The sequence below is a fragment of the Amycolatopsis sp. NPDC003676 genome (assembly GCF_053587275.1).
Window position 1 is genome coordinate 26,689 of sequence record NZ_JBSFNS010000055.1, and the last position, 24,849, is coordinate 51,537.

General features: G+C 69.2%; 25 protein-coding genes and 1 rRNA gene. 18 read left to right on the forward strand and 8 right to left on the reverse strand.

From position 1 onward, the window contains the following. Window positions 1-121: 121 nt before the first annotated feature. A complete protein-coding gene (locus ACWDNU_RS27540; RefSeq protein WP_449671021.1) occupies window positions 122-463 on the forward strand; it encodes a hypothetical protein in 342 nt (113 codons plus the stop codon). Between the two features lie 35 nt (window positions 464-498). On the opposite strand, the gene ACWDNU_RS27545 is transcribed toward ACWDNU_RS27540, so the two are convergent. Beyond that, the gene (locus tag ACWDNU_RS27545; RefSeq protein ID WP_449671022.1) at window positions 499-1,041 is read right to left on the reverse strand and encodes a hypothetical protein; all 543 of its coding nucleotides are present in this window, start codon (window positions 1,039-1,041) and stop codon (window positions 499-501) included. A 207-nt stretch (window positions 1,042-1,248) separates the two neighbouring features. On the opposite strand from ACWDNU_RS27545, the gene ACWDNU_RS27550 reads away from it, so the two are divergent. The 5 genes from ACWDNU_RS27550 (at window position 1,249) to ACWDNU_RS27570 (ending at window position 7,592) form a co-directional block, all read left to right on the forward strand. Further along, window positions 1,249-3,384: a phosphocholine-specific phospholipase C gene (locus tag ACWDNU_RS27550; RefSeq protein ID WP_449671023.1), complete on the forward strand. Its 2,136-nt coding sequence runs from the start codon at window positions 1,249-1,251 to the stop codon at window positions 3,382-3,384. A 109-nt stretch (window positions 3,385-3,493) separates the two neighbouring features. After that, a complete protein-coding gene (locus ACWDNU_RS27555) occupies window positions 3,494-4,438 on the forward strand; it encodes an ATP-dependent 6-phosphofructokinase (RefSeq protein ID WP_370935331.1) in 945 nt (314 codons plus the stop codon). A 167-nt stretch (window positions 4,439-4,605) separates the two neighbouring features. Next, window positions 4,606-5,868, forward strand: a complete 1,263-nt coding sequence (gene pdxR / locus ACWDNU_RS27560) for a MocR-like pyridoxine biosynthesis transcription factor PdxR (protein ID WP_449671036.1) — start codon at window positions 4,606-4,608, stop codon at window positions 5,866-5,868. Between the two features lie 48 nt (window positions 5,869-5,916). Then, window positions 5,917-6,405: a carboxymuconolactone decarboxylase family protein gene (locus tag ACWDNU_RS27565; protein WP_449671024.1), complete on the forward strand. Its 489-nt coding sequence runs from the start codon at window positions 5,917-5,919 to the stop codon at window positions 6,403-6,405. Next, a complete protein-coding gene (locus ACWDNU_RS27570) occupies window positions 6,402-7,592 on the forward strand; it encodes an MFS transporter (RefSeq protein WP_449671025.1) in 1,191 nt (396 codons plus the stop codon). The genes ACWDNU_RS27565 and ACWDNU_RS27570 overlap by 4 nt, the downstream gene beginning before the upstream one ends. Here ACWDNU_RS27570 and ACWDNU_RS27575 read toward each other — a convergent pair. Continuing rightward, the gene (locus ACWDNU_RS27575; RefSeq protein ID WP_370935327.1) at window positions 7,559-8,749 is read right to left on the reverse strand and encodes an acyl-CoA dehydrogenase family protein; all 1,191 of its coding nucleotides are present in this window, start codon (window positions 8,747-8,749) and stop codon (window positions 7,559-7,561) included. The genes ACWDNU_RS27570 and ACWDNU_RS27575 overlap by 34 nt on opposite strands. Further along, window positions 8,746-9,867, reverse strand: coding sequence for a CaiB/BaiF CoA transferase family protein (locus ACWDNU_RS27580; protein WP_449671037.1), 1,122 nt, complete (start codon window positions 9,865-9,867; stop codon window positions 8,746-8,748). Before ACWDNU_RS27580 ends, ACWDNU_RS27575 begins: the two co-directional genes overlap by 4 nt. 106 nt (window positions 9,868-9,973) lie before the next feature. Here ACWDNU_RS27580 and ACWDNU_RS27585 point away from each other — a divergent pair, with 106 nt between their 5' ends. Continuing rightward, window positions 9,974-10,720, forward strand: coding sequence for a helix-turn-helix domain-containing protein (locus ACWDNU_RS27585; protein ID WP_449671026.1), 747 nt, complete (start codon window positions 9,974-9,976; stop codon window positions 10,718-10,720). A gap of 56 nt (window positions 10,721-10,776) precedes the next feature. Here the strand turns inward: ACWDNU_RS27585 and ACWDNU_RS27590 are convergent, their stop codons facing one another. Beyond that, on the reverse strand, window positions 10,777-11,184 hold the full coding sequence (locus ACWDNU_RS27590; RefSeq protein WP_449671027.1) for a MarR family winged helix-turn-helix transcriptional regulator: 408 nt from the start codon (window positions 11,182-11,184) through the stop codon (window positions 10,777-10,779). Window positions 11,185-11,279: 95 nt separating this feature from the next. Here ACWDNU_RS27590 and ACWDNU_RS27595 point away from each other — a divergent pair, with 95 nt between their 5' ends. The 7 genes from ACWDNU_RS27595 to ACWDNU_RS27625 all read left to right on the forward strand — a co-directional run bounded on the left by ACWDNU_RS27595 (window position 11,280) and on the right by ACWDNU_RS27625 (window position 17,850). Then, window positions 11,280-12,350 carry a substrate-binding domain-containing protein gene (locus tag ACWDNU_RS27595; RefSeq protein WP_449671028.1) on the forward strand — a complete coding sequence of 357 codons (1,071 nt, stop codon included), beginning with the start codon at window positions 11,280-11,282 and terminating at the stop codon, window positions 12,348-12,350. A gap of 88 nt (window positions 12,351-12,438) precedes the next feature. Continuing rightward, entirely contained in the window at window positions 12,439-13,065 is a 627-nt protein-coding gene (locus tag ACWDNU_RS27600) for an AmiS/UreI family transporter (protein ID WP_449671029.1), read from the forward strand. A gap of 25 nt (window positions 13,066-13,090) precedes the next feature. Beyond that, the gene (locus tag ACWDNU_RS27605) at window positions 13,091-14,128 is read left to right on the forward strand and encodes an aliphatic amidase (RefSeq protein ID WP_370935322.1); all 1,038 of its coding nucleotides are present in this window, start codon (window positions 13,091-13,093) and stop codon (window positions 14,126-14,128) included. 41 nt (window positions 14,129-14,169) lie between these two features. Next, window positions 14,170-15,216 (forward strand): AAA family ATPase, encoded by a 1,047-nt coding sequence (locus ACWDNU_RS27610; RefSeq protein WP_449671030.1) that lies wholly within the window; start codon window positions 14,170-14,172, stop codon window positions 15,214-15,216. A gap of 79 nt (window positions 15,217-15,295) precedes the next feature. Beyond that, on the forward strand, window positions 15,296-16,453 hold the full coding sequence (locus ACWDNU_RS27615; protein ID WP_449671031.1) for a sialidase family protein: 1,158 nt from the start codon (window positions 15,296-15,298) through the stop codon (window positions 16,451-16,453). A 30-nt stretch (window positions 16,454-16,483) separates the two neighbouring features. Next, a complete protein-coding gene (locus ACWDNU_RS27620) occupies window positions 16,484-17,218 on the forward strand; it encodes a thioesterase II family protein (protein WP_449671032.1) in 735 nt (244 codons plus the stop codon). Window positions 17,219-17,370: 152 nt separating this feature from the next. After that, the gene (locus ACWDNU_RS27625) at window positions 17,371-17,850 is read left to right on the forward strand and encodes a nitroreductase family deazaflavin-dependent oxidoreductase (protein WP_449671033.1); all 480 of its coding nucleotides are present in this window, start codon (window positions 17,371-17,373) and stop codon (window positions 17,848-17,850) included. Window positions 17,851-18,118: 268 nt separating this feature from the next. Here ACWDNU_RS27625 and ACWDNU_RS27630 read toward each other — a convergent pair whose 3' ends face one another. Then, window positions 18,119-18,739 (reverse strand): L-threonylcarbamoyladenylate synthase, encoded by a 621-nt coding sequence (locus ACWDNU_RS27630; RefSeq protein ID WP_116206505.1) that lies wholly within the window; start codon window positions 18,737-18,739, stop codon window positions 18,119-18,121. 83 nt (window positions 18,740-18,822) lie between these two features. Between ACWDNU_RS27630 and ACWDNU_RS27635 the strand changes: the two genes are divergently transcribed. The 3 genes from ACWDNU_RS27635 to ACWDNU_RS27645 all read left to right on the forward strand — a co-directional run bounded on the left by ACWDNU_RS27635 (window position 18,823) and on the right by ACWDNU_RS27645 (window position 21,009). Next, a complete protein-coding gene (locus ACWDNU_RS27635; protein WP_344282958.1) occupies window positions 18,823-19,542 on the forward strand; it encodes an MgtC/SapB family protein in 720 nt (239 codons plus the stop codon). 118 nt (window positions 19,543-19,660) lie between these two features. After that, window positions 19,661-20,482 carry a DivIVA domain-containing protein gene (locus tag ACWDNU_RS27640; protein ID WP_449671034.1) on the forward strand — a complete coding sequence of 274 codons (822 nt, stop codon included), beginning with the start codon at window positions 19,661-19,663 and terminating at the stop codon, window positions 20,480-20,482. 245 nt (window positions 20,483-20,727) lie between these two features. Then, the gene (locus ACWDNU_RS27645; protein ID WP_009081418.1) at window positions 20,728-21,009 is read left to right on the forward strand and encodes a metal-sensitive transcriptional regulator; all 282 of its coding nucleotides are present in this window, start codon (window positions 20,728-20,730) and stop codon (window positions 21,007-21,009) included. Between the two features lie 311 nt (window positions 21,010-21,320). Here the strand turns inward: ACWDNU_RS27645 and ACWDNU_RS27650 are convergent, their stop codons facing one another. Together ACWDNU_RS27650 and ACWDNU_RS27655 are read right to left on the reverse strand one after the other, a co-directional pair. Beyond that, a complete protein-coding gene (locus ACWDNU_RS27650; RefSeq protein ID WP_449671035.1) occupies window positions 21,321-23,552 on the reverse strand; it encodes a heavy metal translocating P-type ATPase in 2,232 nt (743 codons plus the stop codon). Between the two features lie 11 nt (window positions 23,553-23,563). Further along, entirely contained in the window at window positions 23,564-23,770 is a 207-nt protein-coding gene (locus tag ACWDNU_RS27655) for a heavy-metal-associated domain-containing protein (RefSeq protein ID WP_354750865.1), read from the reverse strand. Window positions 23,771-23,884: 114 nt separating this feature from the next. On the opposite strand from ACWDNU_RS27655, the gene cobF reads away from it, so the two are divergent. Further along, window positions 23,885-24,646, forward strand: coding sequence for a precorrin-6A synthase (deacetylating) (cobF, locus tag ACWDNU_RS27660; protein ID WP_344282928.1), 762 nt, complete (start codon window positions 23,885-23,887; stop codon window positions 24,644-24,646). Window positions 24,647-24,760: 114 nt separating this feature from the next. Here the strand turns inward: cobF and rrf are convergent. Further along, window positions 24,761-24,849: ribosomal RNA gene (gene rrf, locus ACWDNU_RS27665) — 5S ribosomal RNA — on the reverse strand; the annotation flags it as partial.

The window sequence follows — 24,849 nt, forward strand, 5'->3', positions numbered from 1 at the left end:
GGCCTGTCGATGATATTCATTGGCAGGCCGTTCGTGATTTTTGGGAACATCCGGGGAGAACGGTCTCCTGAGCGCAAGCCGAAGAGGCCCCCGGCACGTCCAGAAGCTCATGAGGTGACCCGTGTCTGCCGTGTTCATCATCGACCCTCGCGGCAAACGCGACCTGGGGTTCCTCGACTGGAATCCCTCTCGCGGCATGCTCCTTCAGGTTCTCGAGTTCATCGCCGACGAGGTCGAGGATCAGGCGCTGGCCGCGGACCTGCGCGAGTTCGTGGCCGGGGGTTACGCGTTCATCGCCCTGAGCAGCTACGGCGCGGAGCAGGGCGCCGAGATCATGAAGGTGATCCGGGAGAAGCTGCCAGCCGAGGTCGAAAAGTGGTATCCGGGCCACGAGGGCGCCCGCCAGAACATCGCGGAGCTAGTCGAACTGGTCGAGGAAGCCGAAGCCTGTCCCTCTGAGTGACCGTCGTCAGCGATGCGCCGCCAGCTTCGTCGGGGTTAGGGCGTCGTGGGTTTCTGGGAGGCTGCGGTGTTCCGGATCCGCTTGGTGCGGCCGTGCTCAGCCAGCAATGCCAGCACCTGCTGCGAAGCGGAGAAGTCGGCCAGCCGCCGCTGCATCCAGTCGCTCGCCGATTCCAGGTCGGCGACGTCCAAGACCCCGCCGTTTTCGGTCTCCAGCCACAATTCCCAATCCCGCACCCGCTGCCGGACGAACTCGCGGTCCTTCGCTGGTGCGAGCCGGCCCGCCTCCTCGGCGATTTCCGCCGCCCGCCGAAGGAACTCCGCCGGATCGGCGGTCTCCCCCGCGAGGTGGTCGACCAGCTCCACCACCGCCGTTTTGGCCGTCAGCGGTTCCGGATCCCGCACCAGCACCGCGGCCAGCTCCCGCCGATCCGCCCCGCCGCTCGCTGAGATAACGCGACGGTAAGCGGCGGAGCGGACATGCTCGTCCGCGACCGCCGCATCGACCTCGACGTCGGTCAGCCCGGCGGCCTCGAACAACGCGGTCAGGTCGGCTCGCAACGTCGTCACTTCGTCCATCCTTGTGCGGCCGCCTGGTTTCACCTGCCGAGCTTGCGTCCTTTTGCCAGTCTTGCTTCAAGTCTGGCCTCAGTTTCCCCCGGCGGAAGTATTCACCCGCGCGCCAGATCCGGGACACTCTCCTCGTTCATGCTCTCACCCGGGCGGGCGGCGGCCGGTAAATCCGGGTGACCGTTGTCTCGCCGCGAACACGTGGAGGAACGAACCATGGCGGGTACGAGTCGCCGGAATTTTCTCGGCATGGCGGGGGCTTCGCTGGCCGGCGCGGCGGCCGGCGGGCTGCTGCCCGGGTCTATCGGGAAGGCTCTCGCGGTCGAACCGGCCCGCCGGTCGGGCACGATCGAGGACGTCGAGCACGTCGTCGTCCTCATGCAGGAGAACCGGTCCTTCGACCACTACTTCGGCACCATGCGCGGCGTGCGCGGCTACGGCGACCCCCGGCCGCACTTGCTGCCCAACGGGCGGCCGGTGTTCTACCAGCCGCCGGCGAAGGTGCGCACTGCCGGATACAACGGGCGCGGGCTGCCCAACGACGCCGAGTACGTGCTGCCGTTCCCGCTCGACGCGCTGCGCACCAGCGAGCACATCGCCGGCACGCACCACGGCTGGGGCAGTGGCGAGCCGCTCTGGAACGGCGGGCGCTACGACGGCTGGGTGAACGAGAAGCAGGACGTGTTCACCATGACCTACCAGCAGCGGTCCGAGCTGCCGTATCACTACGCGCTCGCCGAGGCGTTCACCATCTGCGACGCCTACCACTGCTCCGTCCCGGCGGACACCGCACCGAACCGGATCCTTCTGTGGTCCGGCACCATCGACACGCAGAACCGCCTTGGCAGCAAGCAGAACGGGCCTGGGCTCTGGGAGCGGCCGGACACCAACGGCTACAGCTGGACGACCTATCCCGAGCGCCTGCAGCAGGCGGGCGTGAGCTGGAAGCTTTACCAGGGCGGCAGCGGCATTCCCGGCGAGCCGACGGACAACTACACGGACAACTCGCTCGAGTTCTTCGCGAAGTACCACCGCCAGGAAGGCGCGTCCGGGCCGCTGGTCGAGCAGGGCGTTTCGATGCACACGCTCAAGGAGTTCCGCGCCGACGTGCAGGCAGGCACCTTGCCGCAGGTCACGTGGATCGTCCCGCCGTACAAGTACAGCGAGCACGCCGCCGCGTCCGCCAGCGACGGCGCGTACTACCTGAACCTCGTCCTCGACGCGCTCGTCTCCAACCCCGAGGTGTGGAGCAAGACCGTCTTCTTCATCAACTACGACGAGAACGACGGCCTCTTCGACCACGTCGTCCCGCCGATGCCGCCGCTGGTCAACAAGCCGGGCACGGACGGTCTCGTCTCCCGGTCGCTCGCGGCGAGCCTCCCCGACGAGACGCTCGACTTCGACAAGCTCCCGAAGGGCACCGGCGGCGGACCGGCCGGCGTCCCGCTGACCGGCAAGCACCCGGCGGGGCTCGGTTCCCGCGTGCCGATGCTCGTCGTGTCGCCGTGGTCGCGCGGCGGCTGGGTCTGCTCGGAAACCTTCGACCACACCTCGGTGCTGCGCTTCCTCGAAGCCCGGTTCGGGGTGGCGGAGCCGAACATCAGCGCGTGGCGCCGTTCCGTCTGCGGCGACCTCACCTCGGCGTTCGACTTCTCCCGCCCGCAGACCAAACCGGTCGCGACGCCGACGCCGACCCCGCTGCCCAGCAAGAACCAGCCGTTCTCGGTGAAGCTGCCGCAGACGATGCCGACGCAGGAGCCGGGCGTCCGCCCCGCGCGGGCGCTGCCGTACCGGTTCACCTCCGAGGTCGCCGGGAAGCGCGACGGGCACTCGATTTCGGTGCAGTTCACCAACAACGGCACCGCGGGCGCGTACTTCTACGTTTACGCGCACGGCGATTCGCCCCGCCGCTACACGGTCGCCGCGCACGACACCGTCAGCGACATCTGGGAAGGCGCGCCGGGCACCGACGAGCACGGCAACTACGACCTTCGCGTGACCGGCGCGAACGGTTACCTCGCCCAGTTCACCGGCACCACGGCGGACACCACCGAACCCGAGGTTTCGGTGTCCACCAACAACTACGGTGCTCCGCTGCTGACGCTGACCGTCACGAACCCGGGCCGCCAGCGCCGGAAACTCAAGCTGCGCAACGACTACAGCCGCAGTGCCGCCCGGACGATCGTGCTCGGCCCCGGCGAAACCCGGCGGGTCCCGTGCGAAACGGCGTCCGCGTTCGGTTGGTTCGACATCTCGCTGACCGACCCGGCCGCGCCGGGCTACCTGCGCCGGTTCGCCGGGCACAACGAGACCGGCCGTCCCAGCTTCAGCGACCCCGGTCCGCGACGGTAATCCCCGCGAAAGTCCACTAAAGAGAACGGAAACGCCCGGCCGGGTGGAACCTGCCGGGCGTTTCCGCATCCCGCTTGCTTCATCGATTCAGTCATGCCACTCTCGCCGCATGCGGATCGGCATGCTGACCGGCGACCTCGACTGCCCCGGATCGAACGCGGTGGTCCGGGCCTTCGCTCGCAAAGGCATTCAGGTGTACGGCTGGGAAATCGTCGGCATCCGGGACGGGTGGGCAGGGCTGCGGGAGAACCGCACCGTGCCGATCGGGCCGCGTGAAATCGACGAGACCTTGACCCGGAACCGTCCGCTTCTCGGCTCCTCGCACGGCCCGGTCAAGCCGGGCGATTCGCTGCACGGTCTCGACGCGCTGGTCGTGCTCGGCGGAGAGGATGCCGTTGCGGGGGCAGCGAAACTCGCCGCCGACGGAGTCCAGGTCGTCGTCGTTCCCGCGACGATCCGCAACGACGTCATGGCGACCGACGCGACCTTCGGCTTCGACACCGCGGTGCAGATCGCCGCCGACGCGCTCGACCGGTGCCGCACCACGGCCGAATCGCACGAGCGCGCGCTGGTCGTCGAGGTCTCCGGCCGGGATTCCGGCTGGATCGCCCTGCACGCCGGGCTGGCGGGCGGCGCGGACGTGATCGTCGGGCCGGAGCACCCGTTCGACCTCGACCAGGTGCTGGCGCGGGTGACGCGCCGGTTCGAACGCGGCCGAGCCCCGATCGTCGTGATCGCCGAAGGCGCGCTCCCGCAAGGATCCCCGGTGCCGAACGGCGTCGCCGCGTGGCTGTCCGAGGAGATTTCCCGGCACACCGGCAAGGAAGCCCGCGCGGTCGCGGTAAGCCAGGACGGCGGACGGCCGACCGCCGCTGACCGCGAACTTGGCACCCGATTCGGCCTCCGCGCGGCTGACGCGGTGCACGCGGGCGAGTCCGGGGTCATGGTCGCGCTGCGCGGCACCGATCTCGGCACCGTCCCGTTGGCCGCGGCCGCCGGACGAAAGACGGTCTCCCCCGCGCGGTACCGCGAAATCGAAGCCCTGCTCAGCTGACGTCCGCCCACTGTGGACGCGCCAGGCTAGAGTCCGGCCATGAAGCGCGCATCGGTGGCCGAGGGTCTCGACCTCTACCTGCCCGTCTCCACCACCCGCCCGCGCACGCGCTCGAAACCGCCCTGCGCGCGGCGGTCGTCGACGGTCGCCTTCCGGTAGGCACCCGCCTGCCCGCCTCCCGCGCACTCGCCACCGATCTCGGCATCGCCCGCAGCACTGTTTCCGAGGTCTACTCGCGGCTCGCCGCCGAAGGCTGGCTGGAGAGCCGCGTCGGAGCCGGAACGTGGATCGCTGGCTTCCCTCGGCAGACACAACCAGTTGCAGCCCAACGACAATCGCCGCCGGAGTACGAGCTTCGCGGCGGTCTCGCCGACGCGGGAGATTTCCCGCGCAGCCAATGGAGCGCGCAAACCCGGCGAGCGCTGTCGGAAATGCCGGTCTCCGCATTCGCTTACGCCCCGCCAGAAGGAGCGACCGAACTCCGCGACACCCTCGCCGGGTACCTCGCCCGGACGCGCGGCGTGGCGGTCACCGCGGCGGAAGTCCTGATCGGCAGCGGCTTCGGCGATCTGCTTTCGTTGACCTGCCGAAGCATTCGCGCGCGCGGCGGCAAGCGGATCGCCGTCGAGGAGTTCGGGCACGAACGGCACCGGCGCATCATCGCCGAGTCCGGACTGGAGATCGTCGCGATCCCGGTCGACTCCGACGGCGCCGACCTCGCGGACACCCGGGCGGACGCGGTCTTCCTCACCCCGGCCCACCAATTCCCCACCGGAGTGCCGCTTTCCCCGGAACGCCGCCGGGCCGCGGTCGAATGGGCGAACGCCCGCGACGCGCTGATCCTGGAGGACGACTACGACGGCGAGTTCCGCTACGACCGCCGCAGCATCGGCGCGCTCCAGGCCCTCGCGCCGGATCGGGTCGTCTACCTGGGCACGTCGAGCAAAGCCCTCGCCCCGGCCGTCGGCGTCGCGTGGGCGGTGGCCCCGCCCGAGCTTTTCCCCGAACTGCTCCGCCAGCGCACCCTCAGCGGCGTCACGCCCAGCGGGCTGCACCAGCAGGTCCTCGCGCGCTTCCTCGACTCCCACGAGTACGACCGCGCCGTCCGCCGGCGCCGGGCCACCTTCCGGACCCGCCGCGAGCTGTTCGCCCAACTCCTCGCCGAACGCTCGCCAGACCTGCGGCCGGGCGGTCTCGCCGCCGGTCTCCAATGCCTGGTCGAACTCCCGAACGCGGCCACCGAAGAACGCACCCTCGCCGCCGCGCGCCAGTTCGGCGTCGCCATCGAAGGACTCGCCGACTACCGCGCGCCCGGCGGCAATCCGGACCGCGCCGGGGTCGTCATCGGCTACGGCGCGGTGTCGTCCGCCCGGGCCGCCCGCGCCCTCACCCTGGCCGCCGACGCGCTGGCAAATGGACTGAGTTCCTAGCGACAGATTGGCCGGGAACTCGGTCCATTGGCGACCTAATCTAGGTCCATGACAACGACGAACCCCACTCTGGTCCCGATCCCCCAGCGCCTCGATTTCGACGCACTGGCCCCGATTTTCTCCCGTGCGATGAGCACTTTGGACGACGCCGCGACCCAGCAGCTCGACCACGCCGGCATCGAGCCGGGCCTGCGCGAACTAGTCCGCCTCCGCGCCTCCCAGATCAACGGCTGCGCGTACTGCGTCGACATGCACTCGCAGGCCGCGCGCAAGGAAGGCGTCACGGCTCAGCGGGTCGACGCGCTCGCGGTCTGGGCGGAATCGGGCCTGTTCACCGCGGCCGAGCGGGCCGCGTTCGCGCTCACCGAGGACGTCACCCGTCTCTCCGAAACGCACGTGCCCGAGTCGACCGTTTCCGACGCCGTCAAGGCGCTCGGCGAGGAAGGCGCGTCGGCGGTGATCGCGCTCATCACCGCGATCAACATGTGGAACACGGTCGGCGTGTCGACCCGCTGCTGGTCGGTCAGCCCGGCATGACCAGCGCGCGCACGGCGATCCGGCGGCTCGCCACCGCACAAGCCCTGACCTCGGCGGGCGACGGCGCGGTGCTGGCCGTGTCCGCCGTCCACTTCACCACCCGGGTCGGCCTGCCGGCGGGAATCGTGGCGCTCGGGCTCTCGCTCGGCGCCGCGACGAGCCTGACCACCACCGTTCCGTTCGGGACGCTGCTGGACCGGATCGGCGCCCGCCGGGCACTCGCCGCGGCGACCGTCGCCGCGGTCGCGGGCCTGCTGCTGTTCGCCGTCGCGCACACTGTTCCGCTATACATCGCCGCGTGCGCGCTCTTCGCCTGCGGGCAGAGCGCGCTCGCGGCGGGCCGCCAAGCCGTCGTCGCCACCGTCGTGGCTCCCGAAGGCCGCGTCCGGGCCCGCGCATTGCTGCACACCGCCGTCAACATCGGCATCGGCGCGGGCTCCGGACTGGGCGCGCTCGTCCTGGCCGCCGGAACCAACGTGGTCACTGTTTTCCTCGTCGACGCCGGATTGTTCATCTTCGCCACCGCTTTGTATCTGCACGCCGGACCGGACGCACCCACCGAACGCCAAACCGGCTGGCCAGCCTTGCGCGACCGCCGCTACGTCACCCTGACACTGCTGGCCGCGATCACCCAGCTGACCATGCCGATCCTCAGCGTCACCCTTCCACTGTGGATAGTCACGCGCAGCGCAGCTCCACAATGGACTTCCGCCGTGGTGCTGCTGGCCAACACCGTCCTCGTCGTACTCCTCCAGCTGCCGATCAGCCGACAGGTCCGCGACGCCCGCACGGCCCGCCGGTCCCTCGCCGTGGCCGGAATCTTCCTGATCGCCGCCTGTTCCGTCTTCGGCTCGCTCGGCGCTTCCGAGCACCCCGTGGTCCTGGCGCTAGTGGGCGCGCTCCTGCTCACCGTCGCCGAAACGACCGCCTCCGCCGGTGCCTGGCACCTCGCGTTCAGCCTTGCCCCCGAAGGACATCAGGGCCAATACCAAGCGCTGTTCGCCACCAGCACCGCGCTCGCGCGCATCACCGGGCCGATCGTGCTGGTCCCGCTGGTGCTGACGTTCGGCTTCCTCGGCTGGACGCTCGCCGGGCTCGGCATGCTCGCCGCGGCCGCCGCGCTGGCGGCCATGGCCGTCCCTCGCCGGAAACCTCAGCGGAAAGCGGACTGCCCGGTGATCGCCTGACCGACCACCAGCGTGTGCATCTCGACAGTGCCCTCGTAAGTGAGCACCGATTCGAGGTTGTTCATGTGCCGGATCACCGGGTACTCCAGCGAAATCCCGTTCGCGCCGAGGATCGTACGAGCGGTGCGGCAGATCTCGATCGCCTCGCGGACGTTGTTCAGCTTGCCGAGGCTGACCTGTTCCGGCCGCAGCACCCCGGCGTCCTTGCGCCGTCCCAAGTGGATCGCGAGCAGCAACGCCTTCGTGTACTCGAGCGTCATGTCGACAAGTTTCTGCTGCGTCAGCTGGAACGCGGAGATCGGCTTCCCGAACTGCGTGCGGTCCTCCGCGTAGGACATCGCCGCCTGCAAGCAAGAACGCGCCGCGCCGACCGAACCCCAGACAATGCCGAAGCGGGCTTCGTTGAGACAGCTCAACGGTCCCTTCAGCCCGGTGACCTCCGGGAGCACCGCGTCCGCGGGCAGCCGCACGCCGTCGAGAACAAGTTCGCTGGTGATGGATGCGCGCAACGACAGCTTGTGCTTGATCTCCGGTGCCGAGAAGCCCGGCGTGTCGGTGGGCACCACGAAACCGCGCACGCCCTTGTCGGTCTGCGCCCACACCACGGCGACGTCGGCAACGCTTCCGTTGGTAATCCACATCTTCCGGCCGTCGAGCACCCAGTCGTCGCCGTCGCGCCGCGCGCGGGTGCGCATGCTGCCCGGGTCCGATCCGGCGTCCGGTTCGGTCAGCCCGAAGCAGCCGATCGCCTCGCCCGCCGCCATCGACGGCAGCCACTGCTGCTTCTGCTCCTCCGAACCCCACTTCCAGATCGCGAACATCGCGAGCGAGCCCTGCACCGACACCAGCGAGCGGATGCCCGAGTCGCTCGCCTCCAGCTCCAGGCACGCGAGGCCGTACTCGGTCGCCGACATCCCCGCGCAGCCGTAGCCCTCCAGGTGCATGCCGAGCACCCCGAGCGACCCCAGGTCCTTGGCCAGACCGCGGACGTCGGGCAGCTCGCCGCGCTCGAACCAGTCGCCGACGTACGGGTCGATCCGCTCGGAGCAGACCCGGCGGACCGCGGCCGCGATCGCCTTCTCGTCTTCGGTGAACAGGTCGCCGAGCCCGGCGGGGTCGCGGGGATCCAGCGGCGGCAGGGACTTCGTGGCGCTCATTTCTTCTCCTCTGCGAGCCAGCGGCGAATCTCGTCGCTGTGCTGCCCCAGCCGGGGCGGGGCGGTGTAGCGGGCGACCGGCGTGTCCGAATAGCCGATCGGGTGGCGGACCTGGGGCGGCGAGTCGCCGACCGGCACGGTGGGTGCGAGACCGAGCGATTCCGCGAGCTTGAACCCGTCCGCGAGATCGCCGACTGGACCGGCGGGCACGCCGACCTCGGTCAGCCTCGCCGCCCACGCGACCACCGTGTCGGTGCCGAGTTGCTTTTCGAGCACAGCTCGCAACTCCGGACGATTGCGGACGCGCTCGGCATTCGTCGCGAACCGCTCGTCGTCGGCCAGTTCCGGAACGCCCAGCACCCCGGCCAGCCGACGGAACTGCCCGTCGTTGCCGCAAGCCAGCGCGAGCACATCGTCCTTGCAGCGCAACGTTTCGTACGGCGCGATCGACGGATGCGAGTTGCCCATCCGGCCCGGCGCACGTCCGGTCGTGAGATATGACGAAGCCTGGTTGGCCATCGAACCGAGCAAACTGGACAGCAGATTCACCTCGACCCGCTGCCCTCGCCCGGTCTGCTCGCGGGCTCGCAACGCGGCGAGAATGCCGATGGTGGCGTCCTTCGCGGCGAGCACGTCGACGAGCGCGACGCCGACCTTCGCCGGTTCGTCGGTGCCGGTGATGCTCATCAGGCCGCCCATCGCCTGCACGAGGAAGTCGTAGCCGGGCAGGTCCGCGTCGCCGCCGAAGCCGGAAACCGAGCAGTACACAATGCCGGGATTACCCACGCGGACGGATTCGTAGTCGAGCCCGCGCCGCCCCAGCGCGCCCGACCGGAAGTTCTCCACGAGCACGTCGGCGCGTTGCGCGAGTTCGCGCGCCAAGACCAGGTCGTCCGGATCGCCGAGGTCGAGCACCACGGACTGCTTGGACCGGTTCGCGCATTCGAAGTACGAGCTGGAGTTTCCGGTCCACGGCGGTCCCCAGCCGCGGGTGTCGTCCCCGGAACCGGGCCGCTCGACCTTGATCACCGTCGCCCCGAGGTCGGCCAGGTTCACGCACGCCAGCGGCCCGGCCAGCACCCGGCTGAAATCCGCGACGACGACACCGTCCAGTGGCATGCTCACGAGCGCACCTCCTCGCTACGCATACTGGCATCAAAATACGTATTTACGCAACCCGCAGGTCCGGGTAGAGTTCCCGATCACCCGAGGAGAGAAAGCACCGATGCCGACGCACCCCACGCCGGACGGCCGCCCGAGGCCGCACCACCGGATGATCGACCGGGTGTCGACCATCCTGGAGCGGGCCGCGCGCTCCCGGAACGGGGTCACGCTCACCGAGTTCGCGCGCGAGCTCGACGCGCCGATGAGCTCGATCCAGGGCCTGGTCAACGGCCTCGTCGCCACCGGCTACCTCGACGAACACGACCGCCGCTACTCCCTCGGCCCGGCCCCGTTCCTGCTCGTCCGCCTCGTCGGCCGCCCCACCGTGACGACGGTGTCGCACGAGGATCTCGAAGCGCTGCACGAGGAAACCGGGATGACCGCGGTGCTGGCGATCATGGTGGGCAGCGACCTTTATTACGTCGACTACGCCTCGCACGACCCGCGCTACGCCTACCTCGCCGAAGGTTTCGTGCGCCGTTCGCCGATCCGCACGTCCACTGGCTGGATCTTGTTGGCAGCCATGGAAAACCGCGATCTGTGGCCGCAGATCGGCGCGTTGCCGCCCGCGGACGCCGAGCTGGTCGAGCGTTTCGTACAGGACCTGACGCGGATCCGCGCTGAGGGCTTGGTCGCCGCGCCCAGCGCTTCGACCGAGGCGGACGGCGTGTCAGTCTCCGTGGTCGAGGACGGCCGAACTGTCGCCGCGGTGGGGATCATGGGCAGCCACGCCGAGGTGGCCGAACGCAAAGACGAGCTGATCAAGGTGCTGGGCCAGCGTCGTCGTGAGTGGCAAAGCCGGTTCTAACCGGCACTGCCACGCACGAGCCCAGCCCGCCACCCTCGTGCGCGGCAATCACGGTTCTAACCGGGATCAACACTCACGAGAGCCGCCAGCACACTCCCCGCCGGATCCAGCTCTTTCTCCAGCTCGCCCAGCTTCGCCGTGGCCCGCTGATGCGCACTGCGTCCGCGAGGCGCGAGATACACCCGAACCCGCCGCCGATCCTCCGCGTCCACCTCGCGATACGCCGCCGCAGTGGTCACCAACCGGTCGACCACGCGGGTCAGCGTCGGCCCAGTGACCAGCGTATGCCCGGCGAGTTCGGTCATCGTGAGGCCGTCGCCCCCGGCGAGCGCGTCGAGCACCAGCCAGCCGTCGAGGGACAGCCCCTCTTCCTTGAGCAGCGGCTCGATCCGCAGAGTGACCGCGCGTGCGGTGCGGGTGAGGGCGCGGATCAACGACGCCTCGGCCGCCTGTGCCTGCCTCATCCGCCCGCCCTCGTTCCCGCCCTTGCGCAAATGCCTCCGCATTGTAAGACTTCCAAATGGAAGCAAGTCAACCGGCAAAGAAGCCCGGAGCCGGCATGGGACTCGGAGTCGCCAGCCGCGCGAGCGCGTTGCGCGTCGCGCTGGTCGTCCCGCTGCAGGGACCGGCGGGCCTTTTCGGGCCTTCGTGCGAGGCGATCAGCGAACTCGCGGTCCGGGAACTCAACGACGCGGGCGGAATCCTCGGCCGCGAGGTGACGCTGGAAGTCGTCGACGGCGGCGCGCCTCCCTCGCAGGTCGCGTCGTCCGTGCGCCGCCTGGTCGACGCGGGCGAGATCGACGCGGTCACCGGTTGGCACATTTCCTCAGTCCGCAACGCGCTCGCGCCGGTCCTCGCCGACCGCGTGCCGTACGTGTACACGTCGCTCTACGAAGGCGGCGAAAGCCGTTCTGGCATCTACTGTTCCGGCGAAGTCCCGCGCGTGCAGATCCAGCCCGCGTTGCGGTGGCTGCGCGACAACTGCGGCGCGCGCAGCTGGTTCGTGGCGGGCGACGATTACGTGTGGCCGCGCGGTTCCGCGGACGCGATCCGGCGCTACGCAAGGGAACTCGATCTCCAGATCGCCGGCGAAGCGTTCGTCGGACTCGGTTCCGGCGACATGGCACGGCTTGTCCGCCGGGTCGAAACTTCCGCGTGCGACGGCGTTCTCATGCTGTTCGTCGGACAAGACGCGGTGCGATTCAACCGCCAGTTCGCCGCGCGCGGCCTCCACGAGCAGATGCTGCGCTTCAGCCCGCTGATGGAAGAAAACATGCTGCTCGCCAGCGGAGCCGAGGCGACCCGCAACCTCTTCGCCTCCGCCGCGTACTTCCGTTCCCTCGTCACCGCGGACGCGATGGACCTGCTCGGCCGCTACGTCCGCCTGCACGGCCCGGCCGCGCCGCCGCTCAACAACGCGGCCGAATCCTGTTACGAGGGCTTGCATACGCTCGCCGAACTCGCCCGCCGCGCGGGCACTCCGGACATGCGCGCACTGAACGCCGCCATCGACGGCGTCGCCTACGACGGGCCGCGCGGCACCGTCGAATTCCACGGCCAGCAAGCCGCGCAGCACGTGCACCTCGCCGCCGCGAGCGGCTGCGACTTCGATCCGATCACCCGGCTCTGACCCGTCCCGCCCCGGTCTTGACGGCCGCCCGCCGGCCATTTATTTTCACTTGACAGTATTTCATCTGGTACCAACTGAGGAGCGTGCGATGAACAACGTCGGCCTGCTCTACGTCGGGGCGGTACTGCTGGTCAACGGGCTGATGCTGCTCGGGCGAGTGCCCGCCCGGTCGGCCGCCGCGCTGAATCTGTTCGTGGGCGGGCTGCAGTGCGTGACGCCGACGGTGCTGATCGTCCAGGCGCACGGGGATTCCGAAGCGATCCTCGACGCGTCCGGGCTGTTCCTGTTCGGCTTCACCTATCTGTACGTCGGCATCGCGAATCTCGCCGGGCTCGAACCCGAGGGCATCGGCTGGTTCTCGCTGTTCGTCGCGGGCGCCGCGATCGTCTACGCCGGCATCGCGTTCTGGCGGCAGCACGATCCGGTGTTCGGCGTCATCTGGCTTTCCTGGGCTCTGCTGTGGGGCCTGTTCTTCCTCGTGCTCGGGCTCGGCCGCGAGGAGCTGACCCGGTTCACCGGCTGGACGACTGTCCTGTTGAGCCAGCCGACCTGCACGCTGCCCGCGTTCCTCGCGCTCACCGGCGGCTACCGCTCCACCGGGGCCGCCGCGCTCATCGCGGCAGCGGTCGCCGTCCTGCTCGTCGCCCTCGCCGCGGTGCTCGGGTTCCGCGGCCAGCCCCGCTCCGTCCGCGACCGCGCGGCGGCCGCGGCCTGACCATCCCATCAGAAGGAGAAATCCCATGCGACACGGTGACATTTCCTCGAGCCCGGACACGGTCGGCATCGCGGTCGTGAACTACAAGATGCCGCGGCTGCATTCGAAAGCCGAGGTGCTGGACAACGCGCGCAAGATCGCCGACATGGTGGTCGGCATGAAGAGCGGCCTGCCCGGAATGGACCTCGTCGTGTTCCCCGAGTACTCGACGCAGGGAATCATGTACGACGAGCAGGAAATGTACGACACCGCCGCGACCGTCCCCGGCGAGGAGACCGCGATCTTCTCCGCCGCCTGCCGCGAGGCCGACACCTGGGGCGTTTTCTCGATCACCGGCGAACAGCACGAGGACCACCCGAACAAGCCGCCGTACAACACCTTGGTGCTGATCGACAACCACGGCGAGATCGTGCAGAAGTACCGGAAAATCCTGCCGTGGTGCCCGATCGAGGGCTGGTACCCGGGCGACCAGACGTACGTCACGGACGGTCCGAAGGGCCTGAAGATCTCGCTGATCATCTGCGACGACGGCAATTACCCGGAAATCTGGCGGGATTGCGCGATGAAGGGCGCCGAGCTGATCGTCCGCTGCCAGGGCTACATGTACCCGGCGAAGGACCAGCAGGTGCTGATGGCGAAAGCCATGGCCTGGGCCAACAACTGCTACGTCGCGGTCGCCAACGCGGCCGGATTCGACGGCGTGTACTCGTATTTCGGGCACTCCTCGATCATCGGCTTCGACGGCCGGACGCTCGGCGAAACCGGCGAGGAGGAATACGGCATCCAATTCGCCCAGCTGTCGCTTTCGGCGATTCGCGACGCACGCGAGTACGACCAGTCACAGAACCACCTCTTCAAGCTGCTGCACCGCGGTTACTCGGGCGTGCACGCGGCCGGTGACGGTGACAAGGGCGTCGCGGACTGCCCGTTCGAGTTCTACCGCACGTGGGTCACCGACGCGCAGAAGGCTCAGGAGAACGTCGAAGCCCTCACGCGCAGCACCGTCGGCGTCGCCGAATGCCCGGTGGGCGAGCTGCCGGTCGAGAAGACCAAACAGGCCTGATTCTCGCTGGCTGCCGGTTTTCGGTTCAGGGAAAGGACACCATGCCGTTCATCACCGACAGGTACCACGACCAGAACCGGAACCGGCAGCCAGCCGCTCCGGCCGCCGCGCCCGTTCCGTCCACTCCGGACACCCCCGACGCTTTAGCGCAACGCCTGCGCAGCCGCGTCCTAGGCCAAGAACCTGCCATCGACGCCGTCGTCCGAGCCATCACCCTGGCCCGCGCGGGCGCGACGGAACCCGACCGTCCACCCGCGACAGTACTGCTCCTGGGCCCCACCGGCGTAGGCAAAACCGAACTGGTCCGCCAAGTCGCCGCCGCCCTGCGATCCGGCCCGGACGACCTGTGCCGAGTGGACATGAACTCCCTCGCCCAAGAACACTATGCCGCCTCCTTCAACGGCGCCCCGCCCGGATACGCCGGAAGCAAAGAAGCCTTCACCGTCTTCGACCGATCCACAGTGGAGGGTGACCCGTACACCCCCGGAATCGTCCTGTTCGACGAAGTCGAAAAGGCCCACCCCAACGTCCTGCGCGCTCTCCTGGGCGTACTGGACAACGGAATCCTGCGTCTCGCGAACGGTCAGGAAAAGATCTCCTTCCGCAACAGCTTCGTCTTCCTCACCTCGAACCTGGGCTCCAAAGAACTGGCCCGCCGTCGCGGCTCCCGCTGGCGCTCGCTCCTGGACCGCGGCCACACCCGCCGCACCGTCGTCGACAAAGCCCTGCAGTCGTTCTTCGACCCGGAATTCCTGAACCGCATCGACGAAACGGTGATCTTCGACGAACTGGACCGCACCACCGTCGAACAAGTCGCCCGCCTGGAAACCGACCTGCTGCGCACGAGGCTGCGCCGCCGAGGCGTCGACCTCCAGGTAGCCGACTCCGCCGTCCACTTCCTCGCCGTCGAAGGCTTCGACCCGGTCTACGGCGCCCGCGGCCTGCGCCGAACGCTGCGCACCCACCTGGCCGCCCCCGTGGCCGCGGAAATCATGCGCGTCCGCCCCACCGGCACCGCCCCGCTCCGGATCACCGCCACCGCCGCGACCGGATCCATCCGCGCGACCGCCACCGATCCGGAGTCTTGACGCCGCGCGACCGCCTCTCTAAGTTCTCCGGACATAGGACGTCGGACATCCCATGTCCGGATCGAGAGGCGGTCCCCCGGTGCTCCCGAGAACAGTCACGCTCGCGCTCGCCGCAACCCTCCTGAGTCTCACCCCGACCCCGCCCGCCCACGCGAGCGCCGCCTGCACGTCGTCAACCCCGTTCGTCTCAGGCGCCGAGGGCTACCACACCTTCCGCATCCCAGCCGTGGTCCGCGCCGCGAACGGCTCGCTGATCGCCTTCGCCGAAGGCCGCCGAGACTCCCCCGGCGATTCCGGCGCGATCCAAACGGTCGCCAAAACCTCCCGCGACGGCGGCTGCACCTGGGGCGACCTGCGCGTAATAGACAGCAACGGCGAGGCCACCGCCGGAAACCCGACCCCAGTACTGGCCCGCAACGGCGACCTGGTGCTGCTGACTGTCCACAACGGACCCGTCAGCGAAAAAGCCATCATGTCCGGCACGGTTTCCCCGCAAGACTCGCGCCGGGTCTTCGTCCAGCGCAGCCCCGACAACGGCCGCACCTGGACCCCGGCCCGCGACATCACCGCCACGACGAAACTCCCGAACTGGCGCTGGTACGCCGCCGCCCCCGGCCACGCGACCCTCCTCAAACACGGCCGCTACGCAGGACGGATCATCGTCCCCGCCAACCACTCCAGCGCCCCTGCTCCGGGTTCGGCGGACGTGGGGACCGAAGCCAAGTACTACGGCGGCCACGACCTCTACAGCGACGACAACGGCCGCACCTGGCACATCGGCTTCACCGACGACCCGACCGACGGCGTCATCGCCCCCAACGAAACCACCGCCACCGAGCTTCCGGACGGCACGGTGTATTTCTCCAGCCGCAACCAGGGCTCCGCCCCCGAACACCGCCTGGACGCTTACAGCACCGACGGCGGCCGCACGCTGACTCGTCCCTACCAAGTGCAACCAACGCTGTCCGGTCCGAAGGTAGAAGGCAGCGTCCTGCAAACCTCCGACCGCCGCGTCCTCCTCTACTCGGGCCCGTCAGACCCTGCCGCTCGCCACACCATGCAACTCCGAACCAGCTCCGACGGCGGCAAAACCTGGCACCCGTCGACAGTTCTCGCCGACGCCCCGGCTGGCTACTCCGACCTGGTACAACCAGACCGCAACACCGTCGGCGTCCTGTTCGAAACCGGTGACGCCAGCGCCTACGAAAAGATCGAATTCCGCCGAGTTTCCCTTTAACGCCGCCCGCTCCTCGGTAAAATCGCCCGCATGACGGACCCGTGGCTACGCCGCTTCCACCCCGCCGACGACGCCCCCGCCCGGTTGGTGTGCCTGCCGCACGCAGGCGGCGCAGCCCCGTTCTTCCACCCGCTGTCGAAGGCGCTGTCCCCGGCCGTCGACGTCCTGGCGGTGCAATACCCCGGCCGCCAGGACCGCATGGCCGAGCCCGCCCTGCGCACCATCGGGGCCCTGGCCGACGGCATCACCCAAGCTCTCCTGGCGTGGCTCGACCTGCCGATAGTCCTGTTCGGCCACAGCATGGGCGCGACGCTCGCGTACGAGGTAGGCCTCCGTTTGGAGGAACGCGGCACACCTCCGGAAGCAGTAGTGATCTCCGGCCGTCGAGCCCCGTCCCGCCTGGTGAACGAACAAGTCCACCTCCAAGACGACGACGGCCTTTTGTCCGAAATCGAAGGCTTGGCCGGGACTGACCCGAAGGTGCTGCGAGACCCGGAACTGCGGGAACTGTTCCTGCCGGCCCTGCGCGCGGACTACACGGCCATCGAGACGTACCGCCCGAGCGCGGGCCCGCTCGCCGCCCCCATCCACGCGCACACCGGAGACGCCGACCCGCATGCGCCCGTGGCGGACGTCCAAGCCTGGTCGTCGCACACCCTCGGAGACTTCACCCTGACCACGTATCCCGGCGGCCATTTCTACCTGGTGGACCACGCTCCGGCGATCACGGATGCCCTGTTGAAGCTGACAACGAGCGGCTTCTAGCCCCCTGCCGGGCTCGTGTGTTGGCCCCGAGCCGGTTCTCCGCCCTCTTCTGCCGGATCTTCATCGCTGGACCCAGCACCGATTCTTCGCAGCTGCTCCCGCCGCGAACCGCCCCGCCGACTGTTCCCCCGCCGCCCCGTAGGCTGCCGATCATGGAACTGCGCAGGATGTTCGCCGGTTTGGGCCGCAGCAAGGCATTCGCCGCGTTCGGCCAAGCGATGATGCCCGCCGACCGCCTGCTCCTCCGCATCAGCGGCGGCCGCCTGGGCGTCGGCGCGGCAGTCGGGCTGCGCACCCTCCTGCTCACCACCATCGGCCGCACCAGCGGCGAACCGCGCCAGGTCCCGCTGCTGTACGTCGAACGCTCCGGCGGCTACGTCGTGATCGGCTCCAACTGGGGCGGCGAACACCACCCCGCCTGGACCGCGAACCTCCTGTCCCACCCCGACGCGACGGTCTCCGTCCACGGCCGCACCCTCCCCGTCCGAGGCCGCCTCCTGAAGGACGCCGAACGCCAGGAAATGTGGGACGCCGTCGCCTCGTACTGGCCCGCCTACGACCGCTACGCCGAGCGCGCCGCTCATCGCGAAATCCGGGTATTCCTCCTGGAACGCACAGACCCGGCCGCCTGACCGGACCCATTTCGTTCCGCTCAGAGCCAGCCGCCCCGTCCTCCGGCACGACGCTCGCCAGTGCTCCGCGCACTACCCGCTGCCGACGCTTCGGGTGGCTTGCACCACTGCGCAGCGGCCCGCAGCTGCCGTCCCGAGCACCGGCACGTCAAGAAGTTGTCACGGGGAGCCGTCGAGCCGGGCAATCCGCGTCAAGAGCCCCCGCGCCGGGCTGCCCGTAACCGCCGCCCGAATCAGGATCCGGTCAAGAACCCGATGCCGACCCCGCTCACTCGAACCGGGACGGGTCTCCCGCCCCGTGCCGCACGACCTCCGCCTCTCCGGAGGAGAAGTCGATCACCGTGGTGGGTTCCACGCCGCAGTCGCCGGAGTCGATCACGGCGTCCAGGACGTGGTCGAGTTCTTCCTTGATCTCCCAGCCCTGGGTGAGGGGCTCGCCGGAGTCGGGCAGCAGGAGCGTGCTCGACAGGATCGGCTCGCCCAGTTCGCCGAGCAGTTCCTGGGTCACGACGTGGTCGGGGATCCGCACGCCGACGGTCTTCTTCTTGGCGTGCAGCAGCCGCCGCGGGACTTCCTTCGTCGCCGGGAGGATGAACGTGTACGCGCCGGGCGTGCTGGCCTTGATCGCGCGGAACACCGCGTTGTCGATGTGCACGAACTGGCCGAGCTGGGCGAAGTCCTGGCAGACGAGCGTGAAGTGGTGCCGGTGGTCGAGCTTGCGGATGGTGCGGATCCGCTCCATCCCCTGCTGGTTGCCGATGCGACAGCCGAGGGCGAAGCACGAGTCGGTCGGGTAGGCGATGAGCCCGTCGTCGCGCAGCAGGTCGACTACCTGGGCGAGGGCGCGGCGCTGCGGGTTCTGCGGGTGCACGTCGAAGTAACGGGCCATTGCCCGAGCTTAGGCGTGCCCGCCGGGCCGGGCGCGCGGGCTCGCCGCGGGCCGGGCACAGTGACGGGCGAGGAGGTACGTCCGTGCATGCTCTCTGGTCCACCGGCGAACAGTGGGAACTGCTGCCGCCGGTGCTGCTCGCCCTGCTGCTGAGCACGGTGATCGGCATCGAGCGCGAGGTCGGCAACAAACAGGCCGGCCTGCGCACGCACACGCTGGTCGGCGTCGGGTCGGCGGTCTTCATGCTGGTGTCGAAATACGGCTTCGCCGATTTGCTCGGCATCGAGCACGTCGCGCTCGATCCGTCGCGGATCGCCGCGCAGATCGTGTCCGGCATCGGGTTCGTCGGCGGCGGGCTGATCTTCGTGCGCCGCGACGCGGTGCGCGGTCTCACCACCGCGGCGACGGTCTGGCTCGCCGCGGCCGTCGGCGTCGCGTGCGGTGCCGGGCTGCCGGTGCTGGCCGTCGCGACGACCGCCGGACTCGTGGTGATCACTCGCGGATTCCCGCCGCTTTCCCGGTTCGTCGCGCGCCATCGGCGGCAGCCGCCGATCCTCCGCTTGAGTTATGCCGACGGGCACGGCGTATTGCGGGCCGTGCTCGCCACTTGCACCGATCGGGGCTGGGCCGTCCACCGGGTGGCGGTCGACCGCGAAACAGTTTCCGAAGAGGGGCAACGGATCGCGGTCGTCACGTTGCTGTTGCAGGGCCGCGGCGATCTTCCCGAACTCACCGCGGAACTGGCCGAATTGCCCGGCGTGCGAAGCACCGCGACGGGCACCGAGGACCCGCTCGAAGATTGACCCGCCCCGGGCGCACACGGATCGCCGGACTTCAGGCACACTGGAGGCAGTGCGGAAACCCCGGTGCGGCAAGAAAAACGAGCGCCGAGGAGAAACCATCCAAATGGGAGGTGAGAGCATGGCCCCCGGCGGTGGCGAGGACCTGATGTCCGTCCGGCCGTCCTTCGACTCGGCTTGGCGCGGCTATCAGCGCGGCCAGGTCGAAGAATTCGTCACGTGGGTCGAGGCGGAATTCCGGCGCCTGGCCGCGGAACGCGACGCCGCGGCACACCAGGCCGCCGAACTCGCCGAGCGCAATCGCGAACTGCGCGCGACGATCGACCGGATCAGCGCCACCCCCATCGAGCCGGACGCATTGCAGGAACGCTCCCGCCGGATGGTCGAGCTGACGCGCGAGGAAGCCGCGGAGATCACCGCCCGCGCGGAGGACACCGCCGCGCGGATCATCGCCGAAGCCAAGGCGGAAGCCGTGCGCCTCACCGAAAAGGAACGCGCGCTCGTCGAAGCCGTCTCCGCGGACCGCGTGCTGCAACGGCGAGAACACGAAGATCTGCTGCGCCGCGCGGTCGAAGAACGCAAGGCCGCGGACGAAGCGGCGGCGAAAGAACGCCGACGGCTCGAAGAACACCTCACCCGCACGCTGGCCGACCGCCGCACCGACGCACTCCGCGAAATCGCCGACCGCACCGCCACCGCCCGCGCCGAAGCCGACGCGCACGTCCGCCAAGCCACCGACCACGCCACCCGCATCGTCGCCGACGCCGAACAGCGGGTCGCCGAACTCGTCGCGGTCCAGCAACGAGTCAAGGCCGCACTGCGCGGCGCGCGCGAATTGCTGGCCACCGCGAACGCCGACCTCGCCCCGGACGGCACTCCCGTACCGAACCAACGACGGACCTCCGCGCTCACCGAAGTCACCGAGGCCGCCCCGACCGGCTGACCGTCGGTCTCGGCCGCCCGGAGCCCGCTCGGCTGACCAGCGCCCCGCGCTTATCGGAGGCATCGAGAGCCACCGCGAACGCCGCCCCAGCCCCGGACAGCACCCGGTGCCGAACCGAGACCGCGCCTCCGCGCGCCGGAGGCACTGAGGCCGCCGCCACCGGCTGAACACCGGCCCCGGATACGCCGGGTGGGTATACTCGACGGTGAACCACCGGGGATGCCGAGAACAAGGGACGATGTGCGATGACCGGCTACGGCAGTGAACGAGAGGCCTACCTCAAGCGCCTTCGCCGGATCGAGGGGCAGATCCGCGGCCTGCAGCGCATGGTCGAGGAGGACAAGTACTGCATCGACATCCTGACCCAGGTGTCCGCGGCGACGAAGGCGTTGCAGTCCTTCTCGCTGGAGCTGCTCGACGAGCATCTCGCGACCTGCGTCGTCCAGGCCGCGGCCGCGGGCGGGGAGGAAGCGGACCTGAAGGTGCGCGAAGCCTCCGACGCGATCGCTCGGCTGGTGCGTTCCTGACGTAACTCCCACTCGGTTCCGCACAGCGCGGGGCGGCGGTAATCGGACATTGCTTCGGGTCCGCGCGTCGACGTGTCCAAGGCCGGAGGGAAGCAAGTCTGGCGTCCGTTACGCCGGGCAGTGCTGTCCAACGCGACTTGCCCGCTTACTGCGTTAATGAGGCAAGTCCCAGGTGGTTCCGGCCGCCGGTAAGCCTGGCGCACTCAGCGCCCCGGGCAACCCGGTGTCTCAGCGCACGGAGCAAGGCTCCTCAGCGAACGCGAAACGGGCCAGCAGCGGAAATCCCGCCACTGGCCCGTTCCCCGGGCGCCTCACGCAGCCCGGAACCGCCGCAACCGGAGGCTGTTCGACACCACGAACACTGACGAGAACGCCATCGCGGCACCCGCGATCATGGGGTTGAGCAGGCCGAACGCCGCCAGCGGCAACGCCGCGACGTTGTAGGCGAAAGCCCAGAACAGGTTCCCCTTGATCGTCCCGAGCGTGCGCCGGGCCAGGCGGATCGCGTCGACCGCGGCGCGCAGGTCGCCTCGGACCAGGGTCAGGTCGCCTGCTTCGATGGCCGCGTCCGTTCCCGTGCCCATGGCCAGGCCCAGGTCAGCCTGGGCGAGAGCGGCTGCGTCGTTGACGCCGTCGCCGACCATGGCCACGACCCGGCCTTCGTCCTGCAGTCGCTTCACCACGGCCACCTTCTCCGCGGGCAGCACCTCGGCCACGACTTCGGTGATGCCCGCGGCGTCGGCGATGGCCCGCGCTGCGCCCGCGTTGTCGCCAGTCAGCAGCACGGGACGCAATCCCAGCGCCTGAAGTTCGGCGACGGCTTGCGCAGAAGTCGGCTTGATCGTGTCCGCGACCACCAGCACGCCTCGTGCCACGCCGTCCCAGGCGACGAATACCGCCGTCGCGCCTTGTTCCTCCGCTGCGGCCTTGGCCTTGGTGAGGTCGTCGTCGACCTTCACGCTCCAGTCGGCCAGGAACGCGGCGCGGCCGGCCAGTACAGCCGCACCTTCCACGAGGCCGGAGACGCCTAGGCCCTCGGTGTTCCGGAACTCCGTCGCCGTCGGGAGGTCGCCGACCCGTTCGCGAGCACCGTCTGCGATGGCTTTCGCGATCGGGTGCTCCGAAGCGTGCTCGACCGCCCCGGCATAGCGCAGCAGTTCGCGCTCCGTGACACCTTCCCCGGCGTGGACGTCCACCAGGCTCATTCGCCCGGTCGTGACGGTCCCCGTCTTGTCGAGCACCACGGTGTCGACGCGGCGAGTGGATTCGAGCACCTCCGGACCCTTGATGAGGATCCCCAGCTGCGCGCCGCGGCCGGTGCCGACCAGCAGGGCGGTCGGGGTCGCGAGCCCCAGGGCGCACGGGCAGGCGATGATCAGCACGGCGACTGCAGCGGTGAACGCCTCGGTGACGTTTCCGCTGGTCAGCAGCCAGGTGATCAGGGTTCCCAGAGCCAGGACCAAGACGATCGGCACGAATACCGCCGAGACGCGGTCGGCCAGTCGCTGCACCGCGGCTTTGCCGTTCTGTGCTTCCTCGACGAGCCGCGCCATCTGCGCGAGCTGCGTGTCCGCGCCGACCCGGGTTGCGCGCACTGCGATCCGGCCGCCGACGTTCACCGTCGCTCCGGTCACGCCGTCACCCACTGCGACCTCGACCGGCACGGATTCCCCGGTGATCATGCTGACGTCGACGGCAGAGCCACCGTCAGTGACCACGCCGTCGGTGGCGATCTTCTCGCCAGGCCGCACCACGAACGTGTCGCCGACCCGCAGCTGTTCGACCGGGATTCGCTGCTCGCGACCGTCGCGAAGGACCGTCACGTCTTTGGCGCCGAGTTCGAGCAGCGCTCGGAGCGCAGCCCCGGAGCGACGCTTAGAGCGAGCCTCGAAATAGCGGCCGGCGAGGATGAACGTCGTGACGCCCGCCGCGACCTCGAGGTAGATGTTGTCGGTCCCGGATCCCCCGGACACGCTGAACTCGAAGCCGTGCCGCAGGCCGGGCATCCCCGCCATGCCGAAGAACAGCGCGTACAGCGACCACAGCGTGGCGGCTGAGACGCCGAGCGAGATCAGCGTGTCCATCGTCGCCGCGCCGTGCCGGAGGTTCGTCCACGCGGCGCGGTGGAACGGCCACGCTCCCCAGACCACGACCGGCGCGGCGAGCGTGAGCGACAGCCACTGCCAGTTCGTGAACTGCAACGCGGGGACCATCGCCAGCACGATCACCGGGACCGTGAGGATCGCCGAGTAGAGGAGCCGGTCGCGCAGCGGCCGCGTCTCGTCCTGCTCTGGCTCTTCCGGCTTCTCCGGTCGCGGCGCTTGCGCGGTGTAGCCGGTCGCTTCGACGACGCCCACCAGGTCGTCGACCGAAACGGTGGAGGGGTATTCGACGTGCGCCTTCTCGGTCGCGTAGTTGACGCTCGCGCTGACGCCCTCGACCTTGTTGAGCTTCCGCTCGACCCGAGCAGCGCACGACGCGCAGGTCATCCCGCCGATGGCGAGTTCGACTGACTGCACGGGGGCCGGTGTCGTGGTGCTCATGTCACTCCTTTTTACGCGACGACCTGGTAGCCGGCCTCAGCGACGGCGGCCTCGACGGCTTCGCGCGAGATCGGCTCTGCACTGGTGACCTTCACGGCGCCGGTGGCGAGGTCGACGTCGACCGTCTGCACGCCGGTCAGGCCGCCTACCTCCTCTTTCACCGATCCGACGCAGTGTCCGCACGTCATGCCCTCGACGGTGTAGGTCGCTTCAGTCATCGCCACACTCCCTATCGTGCTCCTTGCTGATAGCTCCTTTATACCCCTAGGGGGTAGCAGTACGCCAGGGGACCCTCTGGTGAACCGGGTTACCCGCCGGGAGAGACTGCAAGGATGCGGAAGATCTACGCGATCGGGATCGGCGCCGGCGACCCGGAACACCTCACGGTGCAGGCAGTCGACCGGCTCAATCGCGTCGACGTGTTCTTCGTGCTCGACAAGGGCAGTGCGAAAGCCGACCTGGTGCAGCTGCGCCAGGAGATACTGGAGCGGTTCGTGAGCCGGCCGGGGTATCGCGTGGTGAGCGCGAAGGACCCGGACCGCGACCGGACGCCTGCCGACTACCGCACCGCGGTCGCCGACTGGCACCAGCTCCGCACCGACGTCTACGAGCAGCTGATCCGCGACGAACTGGCCGACGGCGAGACCGGCGCGTTCCTCGTCTGGGGCGATCCGGCGCTGTACGACAGCACTATCGCGTTGATCGAGGCCGTGCTGGCGCGCGGGAACGTGGCGTTCGACTACGAGGTCGTGCCGGGGATCAGCAGCATCTCCGCGCTGGTCGCCCGGCATCGGACGACGATGAACCAGATCGGCCGCGCTGTGCAGCTGACGACCGGTCGCCGGCTGGCTGACGGCTGGCCGAGTGACGCCGATGACGTCTTCGTGCTGCTCGACGCGCACACCACGTTTGATCAGTACGCGGGCCAGGGGTTGTGGATCTACTGGGGCGCGTACGTCGGGACTCCGGACGAGATCCTGCTGTCCGGTCCGCTGGATGACGAGCTGGCGGCGAAGATCCGGGAGACACGCGCCGCGGCACGGGAGCGTCATGGGTGGATCATGGACACGTATTTGCTGCGCCGACCGGAGTGACGCTGGCGGGCCGTTTACTCGGCCCGCTTGTTTTGGGCATGAAAAAAGGGCGGGGCACCGGGAAAACCTTTTCAGGTTCTCGACCGGGGGCCCCGCCCCTTTTTTCTAGGTTAAGTTCGGCGGTGTCCTACTCTCCCACAACCCTTCGGTTGCAGTACCATCGGCGCAGTCAGGCTTAGCTTCCGGGTTCGGAATGGGACCGG

Bases quoted from the DNA above. Each gene is read 5' to 3' on its own strand.
- ACWDNU_RS27545 (WP_449671022.1), bottom strand. From the start codon at position 1,041: ATGGACGAAGTGACGACGTTGCGAGCCGACCTGACCGCGTTGTTCGAG.
- ACWDNU_RS27550 (WP_449671023.1), top strand. From the start codon at position 1,249: ATGGCGGGTACGAGTCGCCGGAATTTTCTCGGCATGGCGGGGGCTTCG.
- ACWDNU_RS27555 (WP_370935331.1), top strand. From the start codon at position 3,494: ATGCGGATCGGCATGCTGACCGGCGACCTCGACTGCCCCGGATCGAAC.
- ACWDNU_RS27565 (WP_449671024.1), top strand. From the start codon at position 5,917: ATGACAACGACGAACCCCACTCTGGTCCCGATCCCCCAGCGCCTCGAT.
- ACWDNU_RS27570 (WP_449671025.1), top strand. From the start codon at position 6,402: ATGACCAGCGCGCGCACGGCGATCCGGCGGCTCGCCACCGCACAAGCC.
- ACWDNU_RS27575 (WP_370935327.1), bottom strand. From the start codon at position 8,749: ATGAGCGCCACGAAGTCCCTGCCGCCGCTGGATCCCCGCGACCCCGCC.
- ACWDNU_RS27580 (WP_449671037.1), bottom strand. From the start codon at position 9,867: ATGCCACTGGACGGTGTCGTCGTCGCGGATTTCAGCCGGGTGCTGGCC.
- ACWDNU_RS27585 (WP_449671026.1), top strand. From the start codon at position 9,974: ATGCCGACGCACCCCACGCCGGACGGCCGCCCGAGGCCGCACCACCGG.
- ACWDNU_RS27590 (WP_449671027.1), bottom strand. From the start codon at position 11,184: ATGAGGCAGGCACAGGCGGCCGAGGCGTCGTTGATCCGCGCCCTCACC.
- ACWDNU_RS27595 (WP_449671028.1), top strand. From the start codon at position 11,280: ATGGGACTCGGAGTCGCCAGCCGCGCGAGCGCGTTGCGCGTCGCGCTG.
- ACWDNU_RS27600 (WP_449671029.1), top strand. From the start codon at position 12,439: ATGAACAACGTCGGCCTGCTCTACGTCGGGGCGGTACTGCTGGTCAAC.
- ACWDNU_RS27605 (WP_370935322.1), top strand. From the start codon at position 13,091: ATGCGACACGGTGACATTTCCTCGAGCCCGGACACGGTCGGCATCGCG.
- ACWDNU_RS27610 (WP_449671030.1), top strand. From the start codon at position 14,170: ATGCCGTTCATCACCGACAGGTACCACGACCAGAACCGGAACCGGCAG.
- ACWDNU_RS27620 (WP_449671032.1), top strand. From the start codon at position 16,484: ATGACGGACCCGTGGCTACGCCGCTTCCACCCCGCCGACGACGCCCCC.
- ACWDNU_RS27625 (WP_449671033.1), top strand. From the start codon at position 17,371: ATGGAACTGCGCAGGATGTTCGCCGGTTTGGGCCGCAGCAAGGCATTC.
- ACWDNU_RS27630 (WP_116206505.1), bottom strand. From the start codon at position 18,739: ATGGCCCGTTACTTCGACGTGCACCCGCAGAACCCGCAGCGCCGCGCC.
- ACWDNU_RS27640 (WP_449671034.1), top strand. From the start codon at position 19,661: ATGGCCCCCGGCGGTGGCGAGGACCTGATGTCCGTCCGGCCGTCCTTC.
- ACWDNU_RS27645 (WP_009081418.1), top strand. From the start codon at position 20,728: ATGACCGGCTACGGCAGTGAACGAGAGGCCTACCTCAAGCGCCTTCGC.
- ACWDNU_RS27650 (WP_449671035.1), bottom strand. From the start codon at position 23,552: ATGAGCACCACGACACCGGCCCCCGTGCAGTCAGTCGAACTCGCCATC.
- ACWDNU_RS27655 (WP_354750865.1), bottom strand. From the start codon at position 23,770: ATGACTGAAGCGACCTACACCGTCGAGGGCATGACGTGCGGACACTGC.
- cobF (WP_344282928.1), top strand. From the start codon at position 23,885: ATGCGGAAGATCTACGCGATCGGGATCGGCGCCGGCGACCCGGAACAC.